Source organism: Mycolicibacterium llatzerense (assembly GCF_025331195.1).
GTDB classification, from domain to species: Bacteria; Actinomycetota; Actinomycetes; order Mycobacteriales; family Mycobacteriaceae; genus Mycobacterium; species Mycobacterium llatzerense.
Window position 1 is genome coordinate 453,286 of the sequence record NZ_LXOV01000012.1, and the last position, 17,233, is coordinate 470,518.

Annotated in this window: 16 protein-coding genes; 10 read left to right on the top strand and 6 right to left on the bottom strand. The window is 68.1% G+C overall.

All coding sequences use genetic code 11. The annotated features are described in order from the left end of the window. Nucleotides 1-16 precede the first annotated feature (16 nt). Together A7G45_RS17115 and A7G45_RS17120 are read right to left on the bottom strand one after the other, a co-directional pair. Nucleotides 17-646, bottom strand: coding sequence for a TetR/AcrR family transcriptional regulator (locus A7G45_RS17115; RefSeq protein WP_260938800.1), 630 nt, complete (start codon nt 644-646; stop codon nt 17-19). A 13-nt stretch (nt 647-659) separates the two neighbouring features. After that, on the bottom strand, nt 660-2,285 hold the full coding sequence (locus tag A7G45_RS17120; protein ID WP_260938802.1) for a PucR family transcriptional regulator: 1,626 nt from the start codon (nt 2,283-2,285) through the stop codon (nt 660-662). Between the two features lie 114 nt (nt 2,286-2,399). Between A7G45_RS17120 and A7G45_RS17125 the strand changes: the two genes are divergently transcribed. The 6 genes from A7G45_RS17125 (at nt 2,400) to A7G45_RS17150 (ending at nt 9,376) form a co-directional block, all read left to right on the top strand. Continuing rightward, nucleotides 2,400-3,899: a CoA-acylating methylmalonate-semialdehyde dehydrogenase gene (locus A7G45_RS17125; RefSeq protein ID WP_260938805.1), complete on the top strand. Its 1,500-nt coding sequence runs from the start codon at nt 2,400-2,402 to the stop codon at nt 3,897-3,899. A 94-nt stretch (nt 3,900-3,993) separates the two neighbouring features. Further along, a complete protein-coding gene (locus tag A7G45_RS17130; RefSeq protein WP_260938807.1) occupies nt 3,994-5,376 on the top strand; it encodes an aspartate aminotransferase family protein in 1,383 nt (460 codons plus the stop codon). A 45-nt stretch (nt 5,377-5,421) separates the two neighbouring features. Continuing rightward, entirely contained in the window at nt 5,422-6,150 is a 729-nt protein-coding gene (locus tag A7G45_RS17135; protein ID WP_260938809.1) for a (Fe-S)-binding protein, read from the top strand. After that, nucleotides 6,147-7,622, top strand: coding sequence for a LutB/LldF family L-lactate oxidation iron-sulfur protein (locus A7G45_RS17140; RefSeq protein ID WP_260938810.1), 1,476 nt, complete (start codon nt 6,147-6,149; stop codon nt 7,620-7,622). The genes A7G45_RS17135 and A7G45_RS17140 overlap by 4 nt, the downstream gene beginning before the upstream one ends. Beyond that, nucleotides 7,619-8,233, top strand: coding sequence for a LutC/YkgG family protein (locus A7G45_RS17145; protein ID WP_260938813.1), 615 nt, complete (start codon nt 7,619-7,621; stop codon nt 8,231-8,233). Before A7G45_RS17140 ends, A7G45_RS17145 begins: the two co-directional genes overlap by 4 nt. Nucleotides 8,234-8,254: 21 nt before the next feature. Then, entirely contained in the window at nt 8,255-9,376 is a 1,122-nt protein-coding gene (locus A7G45_RS17150) for an epoxide hydrolase family protein (RefSeq protein ID WP_260939756.1), read from the top strand. 1 nt (nt 9,377) lies between these two features. On the opposite strand, the gene A7G45_RS17155 is transcribed toward A7G45_RS17150, so the two are convergent. The 3 genes from A7G45_RS17155 to A7G45_RS17165 form a co-directional block, all read right to left on the bottom strand. Continuing rightward, complete coding sequence (locus A7G45_RS17155; RefSeq protein ID WP_260938815.1) at nt 9,378-10,754, bottom strand: purine-cytosine permease family protein; 1,377 nt, start codon at nt 10,752-10,754, stop codon at nt 9,378-9,380. A gap of 4 nt (nt 10,755-10,758) precedes the next feature. Continuing rightward, nucleotides 10,759-11,643 carry an EamA family transporter gene (locus A7G45_RS17160; RefSeq protein WP_260938817.1) on the bottom strand — a complete coding sequence of 295 codons (885 nt, stop codon included), beginning with the start codon at nt 11,641-11,643 and terminating at the stop codon, nt 10,759-10,761. Nucleotides 11,644-11,727: 84 nt separating this feature from the next. Continuing rightward, nucleotides 11,728-12,549, bottom strand: coding sequence for an acyl-CoA thioesterase domain-containing protein (locus tag A7G45_RS17165; RefSeq protein WP_260938818.1), 822 nt, complete (start codon nt 12,547-12,549; stop codon nt 11,728-11,730). 85 nt (nt 12,550-12,634) lie between these two features. Here A7G45_RS17165 and A7G45_RS17170 point away from each other — a divergent pair, with 85 nt between their 5' ends. The 3 genes from A7G45_RS17170 to A7G45_RS17180 are packed head-to-tail and all read left to right on the top strand — an operon-like array spanning nt 12,635 to nt 14,883. Beyond that, nucleotides 12,635-13,558, top strand: a complete 924-nt coding sequence (locus A7G45_RS17170) for a LysR family transcriptional regulator (protein WP_260938819.1) — start codon at nt 12,635-12,637, stop codon at nt 13,556-13,558. A 29-nt stretch (nt 13,559-13,587) separates the two neighbouring features. Beyond that, nucleotides 13,588-14,397 carry a serine hydrolase gene (locus tag A7G45_RS17175; protein ID WP_260938821.1) on the top strand — a complete coding sequence of 270 codons (810 nt, stop codon included), beginning with the start codon at nt 13,588-13,590 and terminating at the stop codon, nt 14,395-14,397. A 9-nt stretch (nt 14,398-14,406) separates the two neighbouring features. Further along, nucleotides 14,407-14,883: an RDD family protein gene (locus A7G45_RS17180; protein ID WP_260938823.1), complete on the top strand. Its 477-nt coding sequence runs from the start codon at nt 14,407-14,409 to the stop codon at nt 14,881-14,883. Nucleotides 14,884-14,943: 60 nt separating this feature from the next. Here A7G45_RS17180 and A7G45_RS17185 read toward each other — a convergent pair whose 3' ends face one another. After that, the gene (locus tag A7G45_RS17185) at nt 14,944-16,455 is read right to left on the bottom strand and encodes a carboxylesterase/lipase family protein (RefSeq protein WP_260938824.1); all 1,512 of its coding nucleotides are present in this window, start codon (nt 16,453-16,455) and stop codon (nt 14,944-14,946) included. Nucleotides 16,456-16,534: 79 nt separating this feature from the next. On the opposite strand from A7G45_RS17185, the gene A7G45_RS17190 reads away from it, so the two are divergent. Then, complete coding sequence (locus A7G45_RS17190) at nt 16,535-17,233, top strand: hypothetical protein (RefSeq protein WP_260938826.1); 699 nt, start codon at nt 16,535-16,537, stop codon at nt 17,231-17,233.

The window sequence follows — 17,233 nt, forward strand, 5'->3', positions numbered from 1 at the left end:
TACTTCACGTTCGGCGTCAGGAGTTGAGCAGGCGCTCGGTGCCGCCGACGACAAACGTCACGAGGTCTTCGTAGAACGCTTCCAAAGCCGGGGCGGAGAGCTTGGCCCGGTCCCATTCGTCGGCCCGGCTCAGGCCCTGTACGAAGCCCATGATCGACACCGCCCAGCGCGCCTCGAGCCGGTCCTCGGCCGCGTTCGGGAAGCTCCGCCGGACCTGCGCCAGCAGGGCGACGCGCAGCTTGGGCTCGATGGTTTCGTCGGCCGGACCGGCCTGGGTGATCTGCGCCATGATCTTGATCCACCGCATCCCGCGGCTGCGTTGGCGACGCAACAGATCGAGATAGGGCGCGGTGACGGCGCGGACCAACGCGTCGGGCGACGGCGCGGCCGAATCCGCTGCCAGCACATCGACATTCGCCTGGATGGCCGAGCCCACCGCGGCGCCGAGGTCCAGCACCACCGCGCGCAGCAGTTCGTCCTTGGAACCGAAGTGGTAGTGCACCGACGCGGCGCCGAGGCCAGCCGCGGCGTTGACCGAACGCACCGAGACGGCATCCACGCCCAGCTCGGCGAACAGCTTCTCGGCCGTCTTCACCAACTTGGCGCGGGTGGCATTGCCCTGGCGGTTCTGCGATGTGCCCGACACGTCGAAAAGCATGTCACAGCGTTGCGCCGCCGCCACTGAACGCGTTTCGTGTCTCGAGGATGAGCAGCGCCACATGCAGTGAGGTCGCCGACTCACCGTCTGCGAGGTCCACGCCCAGAATCTGCTCGATCCGGTTCAACTTCGCATAGAGCGACGGCCGACTCAGATGCAGGCGCGACGCCAGCGCCGACTTGTTGCCGCCGAGTTCCAGGTATCCGCGCAGCACGTCCAGCAGACCGGCACCGGACTCGATGTCGTGCAGGATCAGCGCGCGCAACTCCCCTTCGGCGAATCGCTGCACCCGCGGGTCCGCCCGCAGCATCGACAGCAAGCCGCGCAGCCTGATGTCCGCGACCCGGAAGCAGACCCGCTGCGAGGCGGGCAAAGACAGCGCCGCCTCGGCGACATGGGCGGCGTCGGTGATGCGGTGAATGGCGTCGATCAGCCCCGGCGCCGGCGTGCCGACGCCGAGCACCAGGCCTTGGGCGTCGACGGCACGTTCGGCATCCCGGCGCAACGCTCGCCCCAGCGGTTCCAGCGCGCTACCCGGGCGCATGTTCAGCGACAACACCATGGCGATCTCGCCGGGCCCGCGCAACGAGAACAGTCCGGTGTGCCCCAACGCTTTCACCGACCGGGTCACGACGTCGAGCAGGCGGGCACTGCGCCGCTGCTCTGAAACGGGATCGGCGTCTGAACCATCCTTCGGAGCCCATCCCGAGATCCGCAGGGTCGCGGGCAGGTATTGCGCCGCCGGACGCAGACCCAGCGCGAACGCGCGTGCGGTCGCTTCGTCCTCGAACCGGATGCGTTCGCGTGCAACGTCTTCCAGCAACCCGGCCTGCGCCTGATGTTCGATGTCCGTGCGACCGCGTTCGGCCATGCGGTGCAGCACCAGCGCCTGAGAGGCCCGCTCCAGCACCATGGTGAACCTGGCCGCCACCTCGTCGGAAGGACTGAGCGCGATCAGGCGGCCCCACGCGTCGTCGCCGCGACCCACCTCGCTGATCACCCAGTCGTCGGTCCGCTCGGCCCCGGTCTCGTGCTGGCGGGATCGACGTTGCCAGTCCCGCAACACATCCGAGGTCGGATGTCCCGCAGTCGCCACCGCCATCGCCTGGTGGGTGAGGTCCTCGAGCACGACGGGCGCACCGAGCAGATTCGCCGCCGCCTCGGCGATCCCGGCCGGCGTGGCCCGGCGCATGCTCAGATCGGTGAACACCTCGTGCGTCTGCCGCGCGAAATCGACCTCCTGGTACTGATCGGCGACGATCACCCGGTGCACCTGTTCGGTCACCTCGACGAACTTGATCACCCGGCGCACCGCCACCAGCGCCAGCCCCAGTTCCTCGGCGATCGCCCCGACATTGACCGGCAGCGGCACGGCGCCGGCACCCAGTTCGACGACGACGCCGACGGCGTGTGCCGCCGCGACCGACCGCAGATAGTCCAGCGGCGCCGCCCGCAGCGCGGCGCCGGTCGTCAGCACCAGTTCGCCACCCTGCAGAACGTCCGACAGGTCCGGGACGTCACTGACGTGGACCCAGCGAATCGGGCGGTCGAACCCGTGCGCACAGAGAATCTCGGGTTCGCCCTGCTGGATGACCGGCAGGGCGACGATCTCGGCGACGGTCGGCATTTACAAAGTGTAAATCTAGGAATGCAACTTGATACAGATTGACGCCCATTTCGGAGCTTGCCGCGGGGCAAGCTGAGTGCACACCCGCACCGACCAGGAAGGCCAACCTCGACGATGACCACCACGCAGACCATCTCGCACTGGATCAACAACGACATCTTCACCGGATCCTCGGGACAGTCGGCACCGGTCACCAACCCGGCCACCGGCGAGGTCACCGGTCAGGTCGCACTGGCCAGCGTCGAGGACGCGCAGGCCGTCATCAACGCGGCCGTCGCCGCCTTCCCCGCCTGGCGCGACACCTCGATCACCAAGCGCGTGCAGACCCTGTTCACCTTCCGCGAGCTGCTCAACGCCCGCCGCGAGGAACTGGCCGCGATCATCACCGCCGAGCACGGCAAGGTGCTCTCCGACGCCATGGGCGAGGTCGCCCGCGGCATCGAGGTCGTCGAATTCGCCTGCGGCATCCCGCATCTGCTCAAGGGCGGCTACTCGGAGAACGCCTCCACCAACGTCGACGTCTACAACATCCGGCAGGCCCTCGGCCCCGTCGCCATCATCTCGCCGTTCAACTTCCCGGCCATGGTCCCGATGTGGTTCTTCCCCATCGCCATCGCCGCCGGCAACACCGTCGTCGTCAAGCCGTCGGAGAAGGACCCGTCCTCGTCGCTGTGGATGGCCGAACTGTGGAAGGAAGCCGGCCTGCCCGACGGCGTCTTCAACGTCCTGCAGGGCGACAAGACCGCCGTCGACGAGTTGCTGACCAACCCCGCCATCAAGGCCGTCTCGTTCGTCGGCTCCACCCCGATCGCGCAGTACGTCTACCGGACCGCCACCGCCTCCGGCAAGCGCGTCCAGGCCCTGGGCGGCGCCAAGAACCACGCCGTGATCCTGCCCGATGCCGACCTCGACCTCGCCGCCGACAACATGATCAACGCGGGCTTCGGCTCGGCCGGTGAGCGCTGCATGGCCGTCTCCGCGTGTGTGGCCGTCGGCCCGATCGCCGACGACCTGGTCGCCAAGATCGTCGAGCGTGCCCTCACCCTCAAGACCGGTGACGGCACCAAGGACTCGGACATGGGGCCGCTGATCACCAAGGTGCACCGCGACAAGGTGGCGTCGTACATCGACGCCGGCGAGGCCGAGGGTGCCAAGGTCGTGCTGGACGGTCGGAACGTGGTCGCCGACGGTGGCGAGAACGGCTTCTGGCTCGGCCCGACCCTGCTGGACAACGTGACCCCCGAGATGAGCGTCTACACCGACGAGATCTTCGGTCCCGTCCTGTCGGTCATCCGCGTCGAGACCTACGACGAGGCCCTGCAACTGATCAACAACAACCCCTACGGCAACGGCACCGCGATCTTCACCAACGACGGTGGCGCTGCCCGCCGGTTCCAGAACGAGGTCGAGGTCGGCATGGTCGGCATCAACGTGCCGATCCCGGTGCCCATGGCGTTCTACAGCTTTGGTGGCTGGAAGGCCTCGCTGTTCGGCGACAGCCACGCCTACGGCCCCGAGGGCGTGCAGTTCTTCACCCGCGCCAAGGCCATCACCCAGCGCTGGCTCGACCCCAGCCACGGCGGCATCAACCTGGGCTTCCCGGAAAACAACTGATCGCACAACCCAGTCCGGTGCGCGGGGCCCATCGTCCCCTTCGGGCCCCGCGCACTGCCCCTTCCGCCCACCACTTGCCACCAGAGGACCTGACATGACCCTCGCCGCAGACCACGTCCTGCCCGCCGGCCACACCATCGACTCGATGCGCGCCGAAGCCGCGCGCGCTTACGAGCTGGATCGCGCCCACGTCTTCCACTCGTGGTCGGCCCAGGCAGCGCTCAACCCAATGACCATCACCGCGGCCGAAGGCAGCTACTTCTGGGACGGCGACGGCAACCGGCTGCTCGACTTCTCCTCGCAGCTGGTCAACACCAACATCGGCCACCAGCACCCGAAAGTCGTTGCGGCGATACAGGAACAGGCCGCCACGCTGTGCACCGTCGCGCCGCAGCATGCCAACGCCGCGCGTTCCGAGGCCGCCCGGCTGATCGCCGAGCTGACCCCCGGCGATCTGAACCACATCTTCTTCACCAACGGCGGCGCCGACGCCAACGAGCACGCCGTGCGCATGGCACGGCTGCACACCGGCAAGCACAAGGTGCTCGCCCGGTACCGCTCCTACCACGGTGGCACCGACCTGGCGATCAACCTGACCGGCGACCCGAGGCGGTTCGCCAACGATCGCGGAGCGGCCGGCGTCGTGCACTTCAACGGACCGTTCTTGTACCGCTCGGTGTTCCACGCCGAAACCGAGGAGCAGGAATCCGCGCGGGCCCTCGACGAGCTGCAGCACGTGATCGAACTCGAAGGCGCGTCGACCATCGCCGCGATCATCCTGGAGTCCATCCCGGGGACCGCCGGCATCATGGTGCCACCGCCCGGCTACCTGGCGGGCGTGCGCGCACTGTGCGACAAGTACGGCATCGTGATGATCGCCGACGAGGTCATGTCCGGCTTCGGCCGGTCCGGAAAATGGTTCGCCATCAACCACTTTGACGTCGTTCCCGATCTGCTGACCTTCGCCAAGGGCGTCAACTCCGGTTACGTGCCGCTCGGCGGCGTCGCGATCAGCGACGCCATCAACCAGACCTTCGCCGAGCGCGCCTACCCCGGTGGCCTGACCTACTCGGGGCACCCGTTGGCCGCCGCGGCCGTGGTCGCGACCATCAACGCCATGCGCGACGAAGGCATCGTCGAGAACGCTGCCCACCTGGGTGCGGAGATCATCGGACCTGCCCTGCGGGACTTCGCGCAGCGGCACCCCAGCGTCGGCGAAGTGCGTGGCGCGGGCGTGTTCTGGGCCATCGAACTGGTCAAGGACCAGGCATCGCGGGAACCGTTGGCGCCCTACGGCGGCACCAGCGACGCGATGAACGCGGTCGTCGCCTTCTGCAAGGAGAACGGCCTGATGCCGTTCACCAACTTCAACCGCATCCACGTGGTGCCGCCGTGCAACGCCGGCGACGACGAGGTCCGCACCGGGCTCGCCATCCTGGACCGCGCGCTCGACGTGGCGGACCAGTACGCACAGTAAGGGTCTTTGCGCCGCACCGGCCGACATGAGCGGTACTGTCGGCCGGTGCGGATAGCCCTGTTCGCGACCTGCCTCGCCGACGCCATGTTTCCGGCTGCCGCCATCGCCACGGTGCGGCTCCTGGAACGCCTCGGCCACCAGGTGGCGTTTCCCGCCGGGCAGACCTGCTGCGGGCAGATGCACGTCAACACCGGCTACCTGCGCGAGGCCGTGCCCCTGGTGCGCAACCACGTCGACGTATTCAGCGGCTTCGATGCCGTCGTGGCGCCCTCGGGATCGTGCGTCGGGTCAGCGCGTCACCAGCATGCGATGGTGGCCCGGCGTGCCGGTGACAGCGACCTGGCCGCCCGAGCCGAATCGGTTGCGGCACACACCTTTGAGCTCTCCGAATTCCTGGTCGACGTGCTCGGGGTCGACGATGTCGGCGCCTACTATCCGCACCGCGTCACCTACCACCCGACGTGCCACTCGCTGCGGATGCTCGGTGTCGGCGACAAGCCACTGCGCCTGCTGCGCAACGTCCGGGGCCTGACCCTGGTCGAGCTGCCCCAGGCCGAATCCTGTTGCGGCTTCGGCGGCACCTTCGCCTTGAAGAACTCCGATGTGTCCACCGCGATGCTTGCCGACAAGATGTCGAACATCGCGACGACGGGCGCCGAGGTGTGCACCGCCGGCGACTCGTCGTGCCTCATGCATATCGGGGGTGGCCTGAGCCGCGCCGGCAGCGACGTCCGCACCGTGCATCTGGCCGAAATCCTGGCGGCCACACCATGACCGCGGTGTTTCTCGGGCAGCCCGGCGTGGGCAATCTGCGCGGAGAGCAGAGTTTTCCGCAGGCCGCCCGCACCGCACTGGCGGATCCGCAACTACGTCACAATCTGGGCCATGCCACCGCGACCATCCGCGCCAAACGTCTTGCCGCCGTTGCCGAGTGCGATGACTGGGAGCAGCTGCGGGCTGCCGGCAGCGCCCTGAAGCAGGACGTGCTGGCGCGGCTGCCGGAACTGCTGGAGGAACTCGAAGCCAATGTCACGGCACGCGGCGGCACCGTGCACTGGGCCCGCGACGGGCTCGAGGCCAATCGCATTGTCGCCGAGCTGATCCGGGCCACCGGCAGCGACGAGGTCGTCAAGGTCAAGTCGATGGCCACCCAGGAGATCGGACTCAACGAATACCTGGAAGACCAGGGCATCACACCGATCGAAACCGACCTGGCCGAGCTCATCGTCCAACTCGGACATGACAAACCGAGCCACATCCTGGTGCCGGCCATCCACCGCAACCGTGCGGAGATCCGGGCGATCTTCGAACGCGAGATGCCCGGCGCCGGTGAGCTCACCGACGAGCCCCGGGTGCTGGCGATGGCCGCGCGGGCACATCTGCGGCGAAAGTTCCTGTCCGCCAAGGTGGCCGTCAGCGGCGCCAACTTCGGGGTCGCCGAGACCGGGACACTGGCCGTGGTTGAGTCCGAGGGCAACGGCCGGATGTGCCTGACGCTGCCCGAAACCCTGATCACGGTGATGGGCATCGAGAAGGTGCTCCCCCGGTTCACCGATCTCGAAGTGTTCATGCAGCTGCTGCCCCGGTCGTCGACCGCAGAACGGATGAATCCGTACACCTCGATGTGGACCGGCGTGCATCCCGGCGACGGCCCCCAGCAGTTCCACCTGGTGCTGCTCGACAACGGCCGGACCCGGGTGCTCGCCGATGAGGTGGGACGCTCTGCGCTGCACTGCATTCGGTGCAGCGCCTGCCTGAATGTCTGTCCCGTCTACGAACGCACGGGCGGGCACGCCTACGGCTCGGTGTACCCGGGACCCATCGGGGCGATCCTGAGTCCGCAGCTGACGGGGACCACCGGGCATCACGATCCGAACGCCAGCCTGCCCTACGCCTCCACACTGTGCGGCGCGTGTTTCGAGGCCTGCCCCGTACTCATCGACATCCCGTCGATCCTGGTGCATCTGCGTGCGGTGCAGGTGGATCAGGAAAGAGGAGGGCGTGGTGTCCTTCCTTCCGGACAGGATTTGGCGATGAAGGCGGCGGGCTGGGCCATGGGATCCGCGTCGCGGTTCGAGTTGGCGGAGAAGGCCCTCGGCGCGGGACGGCTCATCGCCGGCAAGGACCACCGCATCCGCAGACTGCCTTGGCCGGCGTCGAAATGGACTGGCAGTCGCGACATTCCGGCGCCACCGGCGGAGACCTTCCGGCAGTGGTGGGCCCGCAACCGGGATGCGGACCGATGAGCGACGCACGGGCGGTGGTACTGGGACGCATCCGCGCCGCGCTCGGGACGGAAACCCCGGCCGCGGTGCCGGTGCCACGCGACTACGACCGGCAGCCGTCGACCGGCAGCGGTGACGTCGAGCGGTTCGCCGAGACGGTGGCCGACTACCGGGCGCAGGTGCATCGCGTCGGGCCGGACGAGGTGGCGACAACGATCGGCGCGCTGGTCTCCGGAACCGCCGTGATCCCCGCGGACCTGCCACCGGGCTGGGTAACCGGCATCCGCACCGTCGTCGACGACCCGCCCGTCGGCCTCGACGTGCTGGACAGTGTCGATGCGGTGGTGACCGGCTGTGCCCTCGGGATCGCAGCCACCGGCACCATCGTGCTGGATGCCGGTGCGGCACAGGGCCGTCGTGCGCTCACGCTGGTACCCGACCATCACGTCTGCGTCATCCGGGCCGACCAGATCGTCGATACCGTGCCGCAGGCCTTCGCGGCCCTGGACCCGTCGCGTCCACTGACGTTCATCTCCGGGCCGAGCGCGACGAGCGATATCGAACTGCAGCGCGTCGAAGGCGTACACGGTCCGCGCACCCTCGACGTGGTGATCGTCGGAGCCGGCCGGTAAGAATGGTTGATTGTGACCGACATTGCACCTTTTCAGATCGCCGTGCCCGACGAGGTGCTGGACGACCTGCGCCGCCGGCTGGCCAACACCCGCTGGCCGGAAGCCGAGTGCGTCGTCGACTGGAGCCAGGGCATCCCGCTGAGCTACACCCGCGAGCTGGCTGACTACTGGGCCAATGGCTACGACTGGCGGGCCCGTGAGGCCGCGCTCAATCGGTTCGACCAGTACGTCACCGAAATCGACGGCTTGGACATCCATTTCATTCACCAACGGTCCCCGCACGCCGACGCCCTGCCGCTGATCATCACGCACGGCTGGCCCGGCTCGATCGCCGAGTTCCAGAAGATCATCGAACCGCTGACGAATCCGACGGCGCACGGCGGCCGCGCCGAGGACGCCTTCCACGTGGTATGCCCTTCGCTGCCCGGTTACGGGTTCTCCGGCAAGCCAGCCACCACCGGCTGGGACGTCGAACGGACCGCGCGGGCGTGGGAAGAACTGATGGTGCGCCTCGGCTACACCCGGTACGGCGCCCAGGGCGGCGACTGGGGCGCCGCGGTCACCACTCAGATCGGGCGAAACGTCGGGCACTGCATCGCGATTCACCTCAACATGCCGATGGGTCGTCCCGCGGCCGGCACCACGGAGTTCACCGCCGAGGAGCAATCCGCGCTCGCGGCGCTGAAGCACTACCAGGACCAGGACTCGGGCTACGCCAAGCAGCAGTCCACCCGCCCGCAGACCATCGGCTACGGCTTGGTCGACTCACCGGTGGGGCAATTGGCGTGGATCGTGGAGAAGTTCTGGTCCTGGACCGACCACGACGGCAACGTGGAAAGCGCGCTGAGCCGCGACGAGATGCTCGACGACGTGATGATCTACTGGGCCACCGCCACCGCGGCGTCGTCAGCCCGGATGTACTGGGAGAGCTTCCGCGCCTTCGGCGGCGGCACGAAGGTCGAGCTGCCCACCGGCGTCGCGTCGTTCCCGAAAGAGATTCTGCGGGCACCGCGGTCCTGGTGCGAGACCGGGTACAACGTCACCCACTGGACCACCATGCCGCGCGGCGGTCACTTCGCCGCCTTCGAGCAGCCCGAGCTTTTCGTCGACGACGTGCGGGCGTTCTTCGCGACGGTGCGCTGAGTCACGCTGCCCGCAAGCGCCGGTATCCCCCGTAGACCACCAACGCAACGAAGAAGTTCACGAAGTAGGCGACGTCGGCGCCGTGCCACGCGACGGCGACGGGTCCTTGCAGCAGCGTGGTGTTCATGAACGGGATCGCGGCACCGTAGGCCACGACGAACGCGACCAACGCGGCGACCGCGTCGCGCCGCGGCGTCGTCTCCGCGGCCGGGTCCACGGTCTGCCGGCCACGGCTGCGGCGGCGCCAGTCGATGATCACGATGGCCGCGAAGGCCGGAATCCAGTAACTGATCAGCAGCAGCACATTGGTGAATCGCGTTGCGGTGTCGCCGGTGTGGAGCCACAGGATGAGCCCGAACGCCAGCGCCGTCACCACCAGTGACGAGATTGGGCGCCGCACCCGCACGCCCAGCGTCTGCAAGGCCAGGGATCCGCTGTAGTCGTTCATCACGCCCGAGCCGACCGACGCCAGGGCGATGATGAGCAGCGCGACAGCCCCCAGTGCTCCCCCACCCATCACCGACCGCACACCCTCGGCGGTCTGGTCGGTGATCAGGCTCCCCGCGGCGATGCCGATGGTCTCGACGAAGACGTACGCGGCAGCCAGTCCCGCGAAGCTGAATCCGAACACCTTGCGCGGCGCGGAGTCCACGGGGAGGTAGCGACTGAAGTCGGCGGCATAGCTGGCCCAGGACACCGCGAGGCTCAGCGCGATGGTCACGGCCAGCACGAAGGCCCCGGTCAGGTCCGCGCCGTGCGCGGTCGGCGGCGTCACGACCTGATGCCCACCAACGAGTTTGACGGCGAACACCACGAACGTCGCGAACAGCACCACGGTGAGTACAGCCTGCAGCCGGTGGATCAACTCGTATCCGATGAAGCCGACCGCGCCCTGCACGCCGAGCACGATCAGCACCGCCACCCAGAATGGGATACCCAGCAGCACCGCCAGCGCCTCGCCGCCGAACAGGCCGACCAGCGCGTCCCACGCCACCGACGAGAGCCATTGCAGGACAGCCGGAACCGCGATCAGACCGCCGAAAGCCATGCGCGCGCCGGGCAATTGCGCAGTACCGGTGCGCGGGCCGAGCGTGGACAGGTAGCCCACCACCAGCGAGCCGAGGACCGTGCCGACGATCATCGCCAGCAGCGCCAGCCAGAAGCCCAGGCCCAGTGCACCGATCATCGCGCCGGTGAAGACACACGTCATGTTGATCTGCGGTGCGAACCAGACCGTGAACAGCCGGCCCGGGGTGCCGTAGCGGCGGTCTGCCGGAACCGGCGCGATGCCATGGGTTTCCACCGACATGTCCCCGGCGCGGCTGGGGGTGTGGCCGGTGAACGGTGCGGCGGTGAGCGCGGTGGCCGGTGGCGTCATGCCCCTATTCGACCACGAGCGCCGGTTCCCGATGGCCAGCCTCGGCTGCGGGTCGGGCGCCGGCGCGCGCGGCGCCGATACCGGCCAGCACGACGAGTGCGATTCCGGCGAGGGCAGGCAGCCCCGGCACCTGATGCAGGATGAGCAGCCCCAGCATCATGGCGAACGCGGGCTCGAGGCTCATCAGCGTGCCGAAGGCTGCCGCGGTGAGGCGGCGCAGGGCCAGCATCTCCAAGGTGAACGGGATCGCCGGCAGCAGGATCGCCAGGCCCAGACCGGCCAGCAGCAGGTGCGGCGTCAGGTGCCCGATGACCGACGGACCGGCCACCAGAGTGACCACCAGCCCGGCGACCGGCATGGACACCGCAAGGCCGGTGATGCCGGTGACCTCGTCGCCCACGCGCTGGGTCAGCAGGATGTAGGCGGCCAGGCAGACCGCCGACGCGAGCGCTGCCAGCACGCCCACCGGGTCGACGGCAGCCGCCCACGGTTCGGTCAGCAGCACGACGCCGGTGCCGGCCATCGCCGGGAACAGCCACCGCCCTCGTCCACGCCCCTTCATCATCGCAATCGCAAGGGGGCCAAGGTATTCCAGGGCACTGGCGGTACCGAGCGGAATGCGGGACACCGCCACCATGAACAGCAGGGTGAATCCGGCGGTGGTGATTCCCAGCAGGACGCAGGACACGAACGCCGATCGCGTGAACGACGCCGGCCGCGGCCGGACGAACAGCAGCATCAACACGCCGGCCCAGGCCAGGCGGAGCCAGGCCACACCGGCCGGGCCGATACCGTCCATCAGCTTTACCGCGAGAGCAGCACCCAGCTGCACCGACATCATGGACGCGACGGTCATGAGTGCGCCGTTGCGCGCCGCTGCGGTGGTCATCGTTGTATTGAACGGGAGTCAGAACGTTCATGTCCACGTGATAATCGTGGACATATCGTTCGCAAACCGTGAACGGATCGGAAGCTACAGCTCGCGCCTGATCCGGTCGGGGAACCGGCTGTGGCCGAAGTCGATCTGCGCGCCCGGGTTACTGACTGCCGTGGTCAGGCCGGTTCCGAACGGCCCGGCGCTGTCGTACAGCGTGGTGGTGCCGACCGCGATGCCGTCGGCCGCCCAGTGCGAATCAGCCTCGGCACCCACCCAGGTGTCCTGCGGCAACCGGGACAACGCCACGGTGAGATCGCCGTTGATGTACCCGACGCCGGCGGTGCCCAGATTGGTCACCAGGCTGGTGCCCTCGGCCGCCATCGCAGCCCGCACGAACGGCGTGTTGACCTGACCCTCGATGACGTCGATGGGCCGGTTGATGTAGCGCTTGCGACTGGTGTTCTGGTGATCGGCGATGGCCCGCGTCCAGCCGACGGCGTCACTGTTCATGTAGGGCGGCAGGTCGTCATCGATCACGGCGGGCGGCTCGAAATCGGCTGCGCGGAACCACTCCTCACCTGGCGGCGCCGCGGCGAGCCGATATTGCACGAGCGTGGCCCGGGCGACGGTGACGCCGTCCTGCACCACATCACACTCGGAATTGCGCACCCGGCGCCCGTCGCGCACCAACTTCACCACGGTCGTGGTCGGCACCCCGCGGGCGGCCCGGAACAGGTCGACGGTGAGCCGGGCCGGCAGGAAGTCGGGCAGGCCGAACGCGGCATCCAGCGCATGGGCAGCCAGGCCGACCACCGCCGGGCCGTTGAGGTGGTCTTCACCCCACAGGCTTTGGGCGAATCGGGTCGGCTGAACCCGATCGGCGTCGATCGGGGTGAAGTGAGCAGGACGTGCGGTCATTTTCGGATCGTCGCACATTGGCTAAATATTCATAACTTTGGGCCACATCACGCGGAACCGTCCAGATTCCCTGGACAATAGGCAGATGGACACCCGCCGACTGCGCCTCTTGCTGGCCTTGTCGCGCCTCGGGTCGATGCGGGCCGTCGCCGAGAACCTCAATCTGACGACGTCGACGGTGTCGCAACAGATCGCCGCTCTGGCCAAGGAAACCGGCACGCAGCTGATCGAACCGGAGGGCCGCCGCGTCCGGCTGACCCCGGCCGGACAGCGCCTGGCCGAGCATGCGGTGACCATCCTGGCGGCCGTCGACGCGGCGCGCCTGGACCTCGATTCCGGCGCCGAACCCGTCGGCACCCTGCGGATCGGCGGATTCGCGACCGGCATCCGCGTCTCGCTGCTGCCGATCCTGGCCGAACTTACCCGCGAGCATCCCGGAATCGACGTCGCCATAAGCGAATACGAGCCCATCGAGGCGTTCGCGTTGCTGACCAACGACGACCTGGACCTGGCCCTGACCTACGACTACAACCTGGCCCCGGCCTCGCCCAGTCCGCTACTGGAAGGCTTTGCGCTGTGGTCGATTCCGTGGGGACTGGGACTGCGGGCCGACGAGGCGAACGGCCCCGCCGAACTGTCCGAGTACGCGGACCGGACCTGGATCGTCAACTCCCGCAACACCGCTGACGAGGACGCTGTCCGCACCTTGGGTGCGCTGAGCGGATTCACCCCGCGCATCGCCCACCAGATCGACAGCCTCGAATTGGTCGAGGACCTGATCGTCGCCGGCTACGGCGTCGGGCTGCTACCGCTGGAGCGGCCCACCAGCGCGGGCATCAAGGTCGTTCCGTTGGCCGGGCCGACGGTGATCCACACCGCCTATGCCGTCACCCGCAAGGGCCGCACCAACTGGCCGCCGCTGCGGGCGGTGCTCGACCGGTTGCGACCGGGCGACGGGCCGGTACCGCTGCCGACGTGGCCTCGTCCCGAGGCGGTCGGCACCGAATGACACTGACCGAGATCTGGGAGGCTACCGGCGTGAAACTGATCAGGGCCGTACTGGTCGCGGCACTACTGACCGGGCCTGTGCTGCCCACCGCGCGGGCCGAATGCACTGCCGCCTGCGATGCCCAGCAGCGCGTCGCGGCAGCAGACGCCTACCTGTCGACCCGGCCGGGCACCGTCGGCTATGTGCTGCGCGACCGCAAAACCGGTGCGGTGTACCGCAATTCGCACGCCGGGGACATGGTCTGGACGGCCTCGACGATCAAGCTCGGCATCGTGGTGGATCTGTTCGCCCGGCAGAGCGCCGGCCTGCTGCGGCTCACCGACAACGACATCGCCCTCATGGGCAAGATGCTGCACACGTCCGACAACGATGCCGCCGATACCCTGTGGACCCGGTACGGCGGACCGGACCACACCATCTTCAACAACGACTTCCCGCATTTCGGCATGACCCGGGTACAACCGCAACGCGGATTCGGAGACATGTTCCCCTACTGGGGTTTTCAGAAGTCGACCACCGACGACCTGGACCAGATGGTCAACTACATGCTGACCCGGCTGCGGCCCAACGAAACCGCGTGGATCGTGAGCGCCATGCAGAACGTCGACCCCATCCAGCAGTGGGGTGTCTGGGGCGCCGGCCCGAACATGGCGCCCGGCAACAAAGACGGCTGGTCCGACGAGCAAGGCGGCTGGGTGACCAACACCGTCGGATTCGCCGGGCCGGGACAACGTTTCACTCTCGCTGTCATGAATGCGCTGAACGGCGCCGGCGGCAACGCCGATGGCCAGGCGACCACTACGCGCCTAAGCCAGATATTGCTGGCCGGTCGGCAGTAGATTGGCGGCATGACTCACGGCGAGAACTACCCCGCGGCAGGCGCTTACGGCGCACCCACCCCGGTGCATCCCGGCGACCTGCTGCCCCGGTTCTTTGCTCGGGTCATCGACGGGTTGATCGTCGAGGTGCTGGCGCTCTTCGGTGCGTTCTCGATCGCCGGTTCGATGTCCGACATCATGGTCACCGGTCTGTTCTCCGGGCTGGGGATGTTCCTCTACTTCGTGGTGTTCGAGGTCACGGTGGGCGCGACACCGGGCAAGATGCTGCTGGGTCTCAGCGTTCGCGGGCCACACGGGATGCCGAAGCCCGACGTCAAGCAGTCGGCGATCCGGAACTCGTTCACCCTGCTCACCATCATTCCGTGGATCGGCTGGCTGCTCGGGTTCATCGCGTACATCTTCATCGCCGTCACCGTCAGCTCCAGCCCGTGCAAGCAGGGCCGGCACGACGAACTCGCCGGCGGTACCCAGGTCGTCAAGAAGTAAGCGATTTGTGCACGAAAATCCGCGGTCGGCGCGGATTTTCGTGCACAAATCCCGCACTGGCTAGCCGTGAACCAGTGAAAAGCCTTCCCAGGCCTGACGCTGCTCGGCACGCGGATCGAATTCGACACGGGTCTTGCGGTCGAATACCAGCACGGCGCGGTCGTCGGCGTCGTACCGCGGCCAGCCCTCGCCGGGGACACCCGTCCGCGCGAACGCTCGCCAGCGGTTCTGCACGTCATTGCTGATCCGCAGCGCGGACTTACGGTCCATGGCAGCGGTCAGCACCGACCCCAACGGTGTCCGGTACACGTCGAAGACCGCCAGCAGTTCGGTGGCGTGCGTGGCACCCAGACCCGTCCAATGCAGCGCTGGCGGGGCGTAGTCGTACCGGTACGCATACGTGGGTGCGTGGCGCATGTGCGCGCCGGCGATCTCCCACGATGCCGTGCCGAATGCGAAGTCGCCGCCGAGTTTGATGCACGCATCGGCCGACTGCGGGTAACCGGGATAGGCCGCGGTGATCCGGGCGCGCTGCTCCGCCGGGACGTGCGCCAGAATCCGTTCGATCGTCGCCTCAGTAGTGGGCAGCAGCTGCATGAACTTGGTGAACAGGCGGCCCTCATCGGCATTGCTGCCCACGATCAGCGGCACCTGGTGCGCCCGCCCCTCGCGCATCGCGATCACCGGATCCTCCGGCAGGAACTCGGTGCCGCACGCCGGGCCGGCCGGGAAGGCACCCGGCATGTCGACCACGGCGCCGTGGATCACGCGGTCCAGCGCTGCCATCAGCTCGGCGGGTTTGGCTGACATCAGCGCGGCGGCGCCGTCACGGCTGCCCGCCCCCAACTGTTCGGCGAACTGCTTGGCGAACTGCGCGGCCGCGTCCGGAGAACGCACCATGCCACTGGCCGGGCTCTCCGCAATTGCTTGGTGGAAAAGCCCTTTCGCCTGAGGCACGGCCAACAGGGTCGCCACCGCGTGGGCTCCGGCGCTCTCTCCGAAGATGGTCACGTTGCCCGGGTCCCCGCCGAACACGGCGATGTTGGCGCGCACCCACTTCAGCGCCGCGACCAGATCGCGCAGGAACAGGTTGCCGTCAAGAGGCTGGTCGGGTGTCGACAGCGCCGACACATCGAAGCACCCGAGCGCGCCGAGCCGGTAGTTGGCGGAGACGAAGATGCAGCCGCGGCGGGCCAGTGCGGCCCCGTCGTAGATCGGGGTGGCTGAGCTGCCCAATATGTAACCGCCACCGTGGATGAAGAACATCACAGGCAGCGGCTCGCCGGTGTGCTGCTCGGGCGTCACCACATTGAGGGTCAGACAGTCTTCACCCGTGGGTTGGTACTTGCCCACGCTGAGCATGGTGAACTTGCGTTCCTGCGGCGCGCAGTAGGTGAAGCCATGGCAGTAGCGCACGCCGCGCCAAGGCTGTACGGGTTGCGGGGCCCGATAGCGCCACGGCCCCACCGGCGGCCGGGCGTAGGGCACGGAACGCCAACGGTGCACACCGTCGCGCGTGAAGCCCTCGATGGTTCCGCTGTCGATGGTCACGCGGACGGTACGTTCGTGCATAAATGGACACTATCGAAAATCTGTAATCATCGGGGTGCCTGAGCCGCGTGTTGCGGCAGTGCCGGTTACCCTGACGGGCATGCGACTTCCGGTGGTCCTGGCGGCATGTGCCCTGGTTGCGGGTTGTTCCGCCGGGTCAGACCAGCACGGACAGCCCGGCGTGGCGATCTCGGAGCCGTCGCTGTCTGCCGCCGCCCCGTCCAGCCGTCCCGCGGCTCCGACCCCGAAGGCCGTACCCACCACGCCGCCGCCGGCGGGCGCGCCCGTCGCCGACGTCATCGCCTGGGTGGAGGCCGGCACCCCGGCCGACCCGGCCGGATTCCATACCGCCACGCGCGAGGGCACCCCCACGAATTTGGGTACCGACATCGCGTTCACCACCGCATCGGGTGCGAACTGCATGACCGACAAGGACTTCAACGGCACGCTGGCGTGCCTGACGCATCTGACCTCCCCGCCGCCACAGCCGGCCGACACCTACGGCCACTGGGTGGGTGGCTGGGTCGATTTCGAAGGTCCGACCGCGGAAGTCGGTTCGGTGCATGGCGATCCGGGCCGCTTCTCCGCCGGCACCGGAGCCAAACTGAAAGACGGCCAGAGCCTGCGGTTCGGCGACTACCTGTGCCGCGCCGACGCGACCGGGCCCGTGTGCGTGAACTACGCGCGCCGCACGGCGATCCGGTTCAGCAACGCCGGCATCCAGACCTTCGGTTGCCTGACGCCGGTGCTCCCGGCGCCGGAAGGCGTCGGCTTGAAGTTCGCCTGCACGACCGCCTGA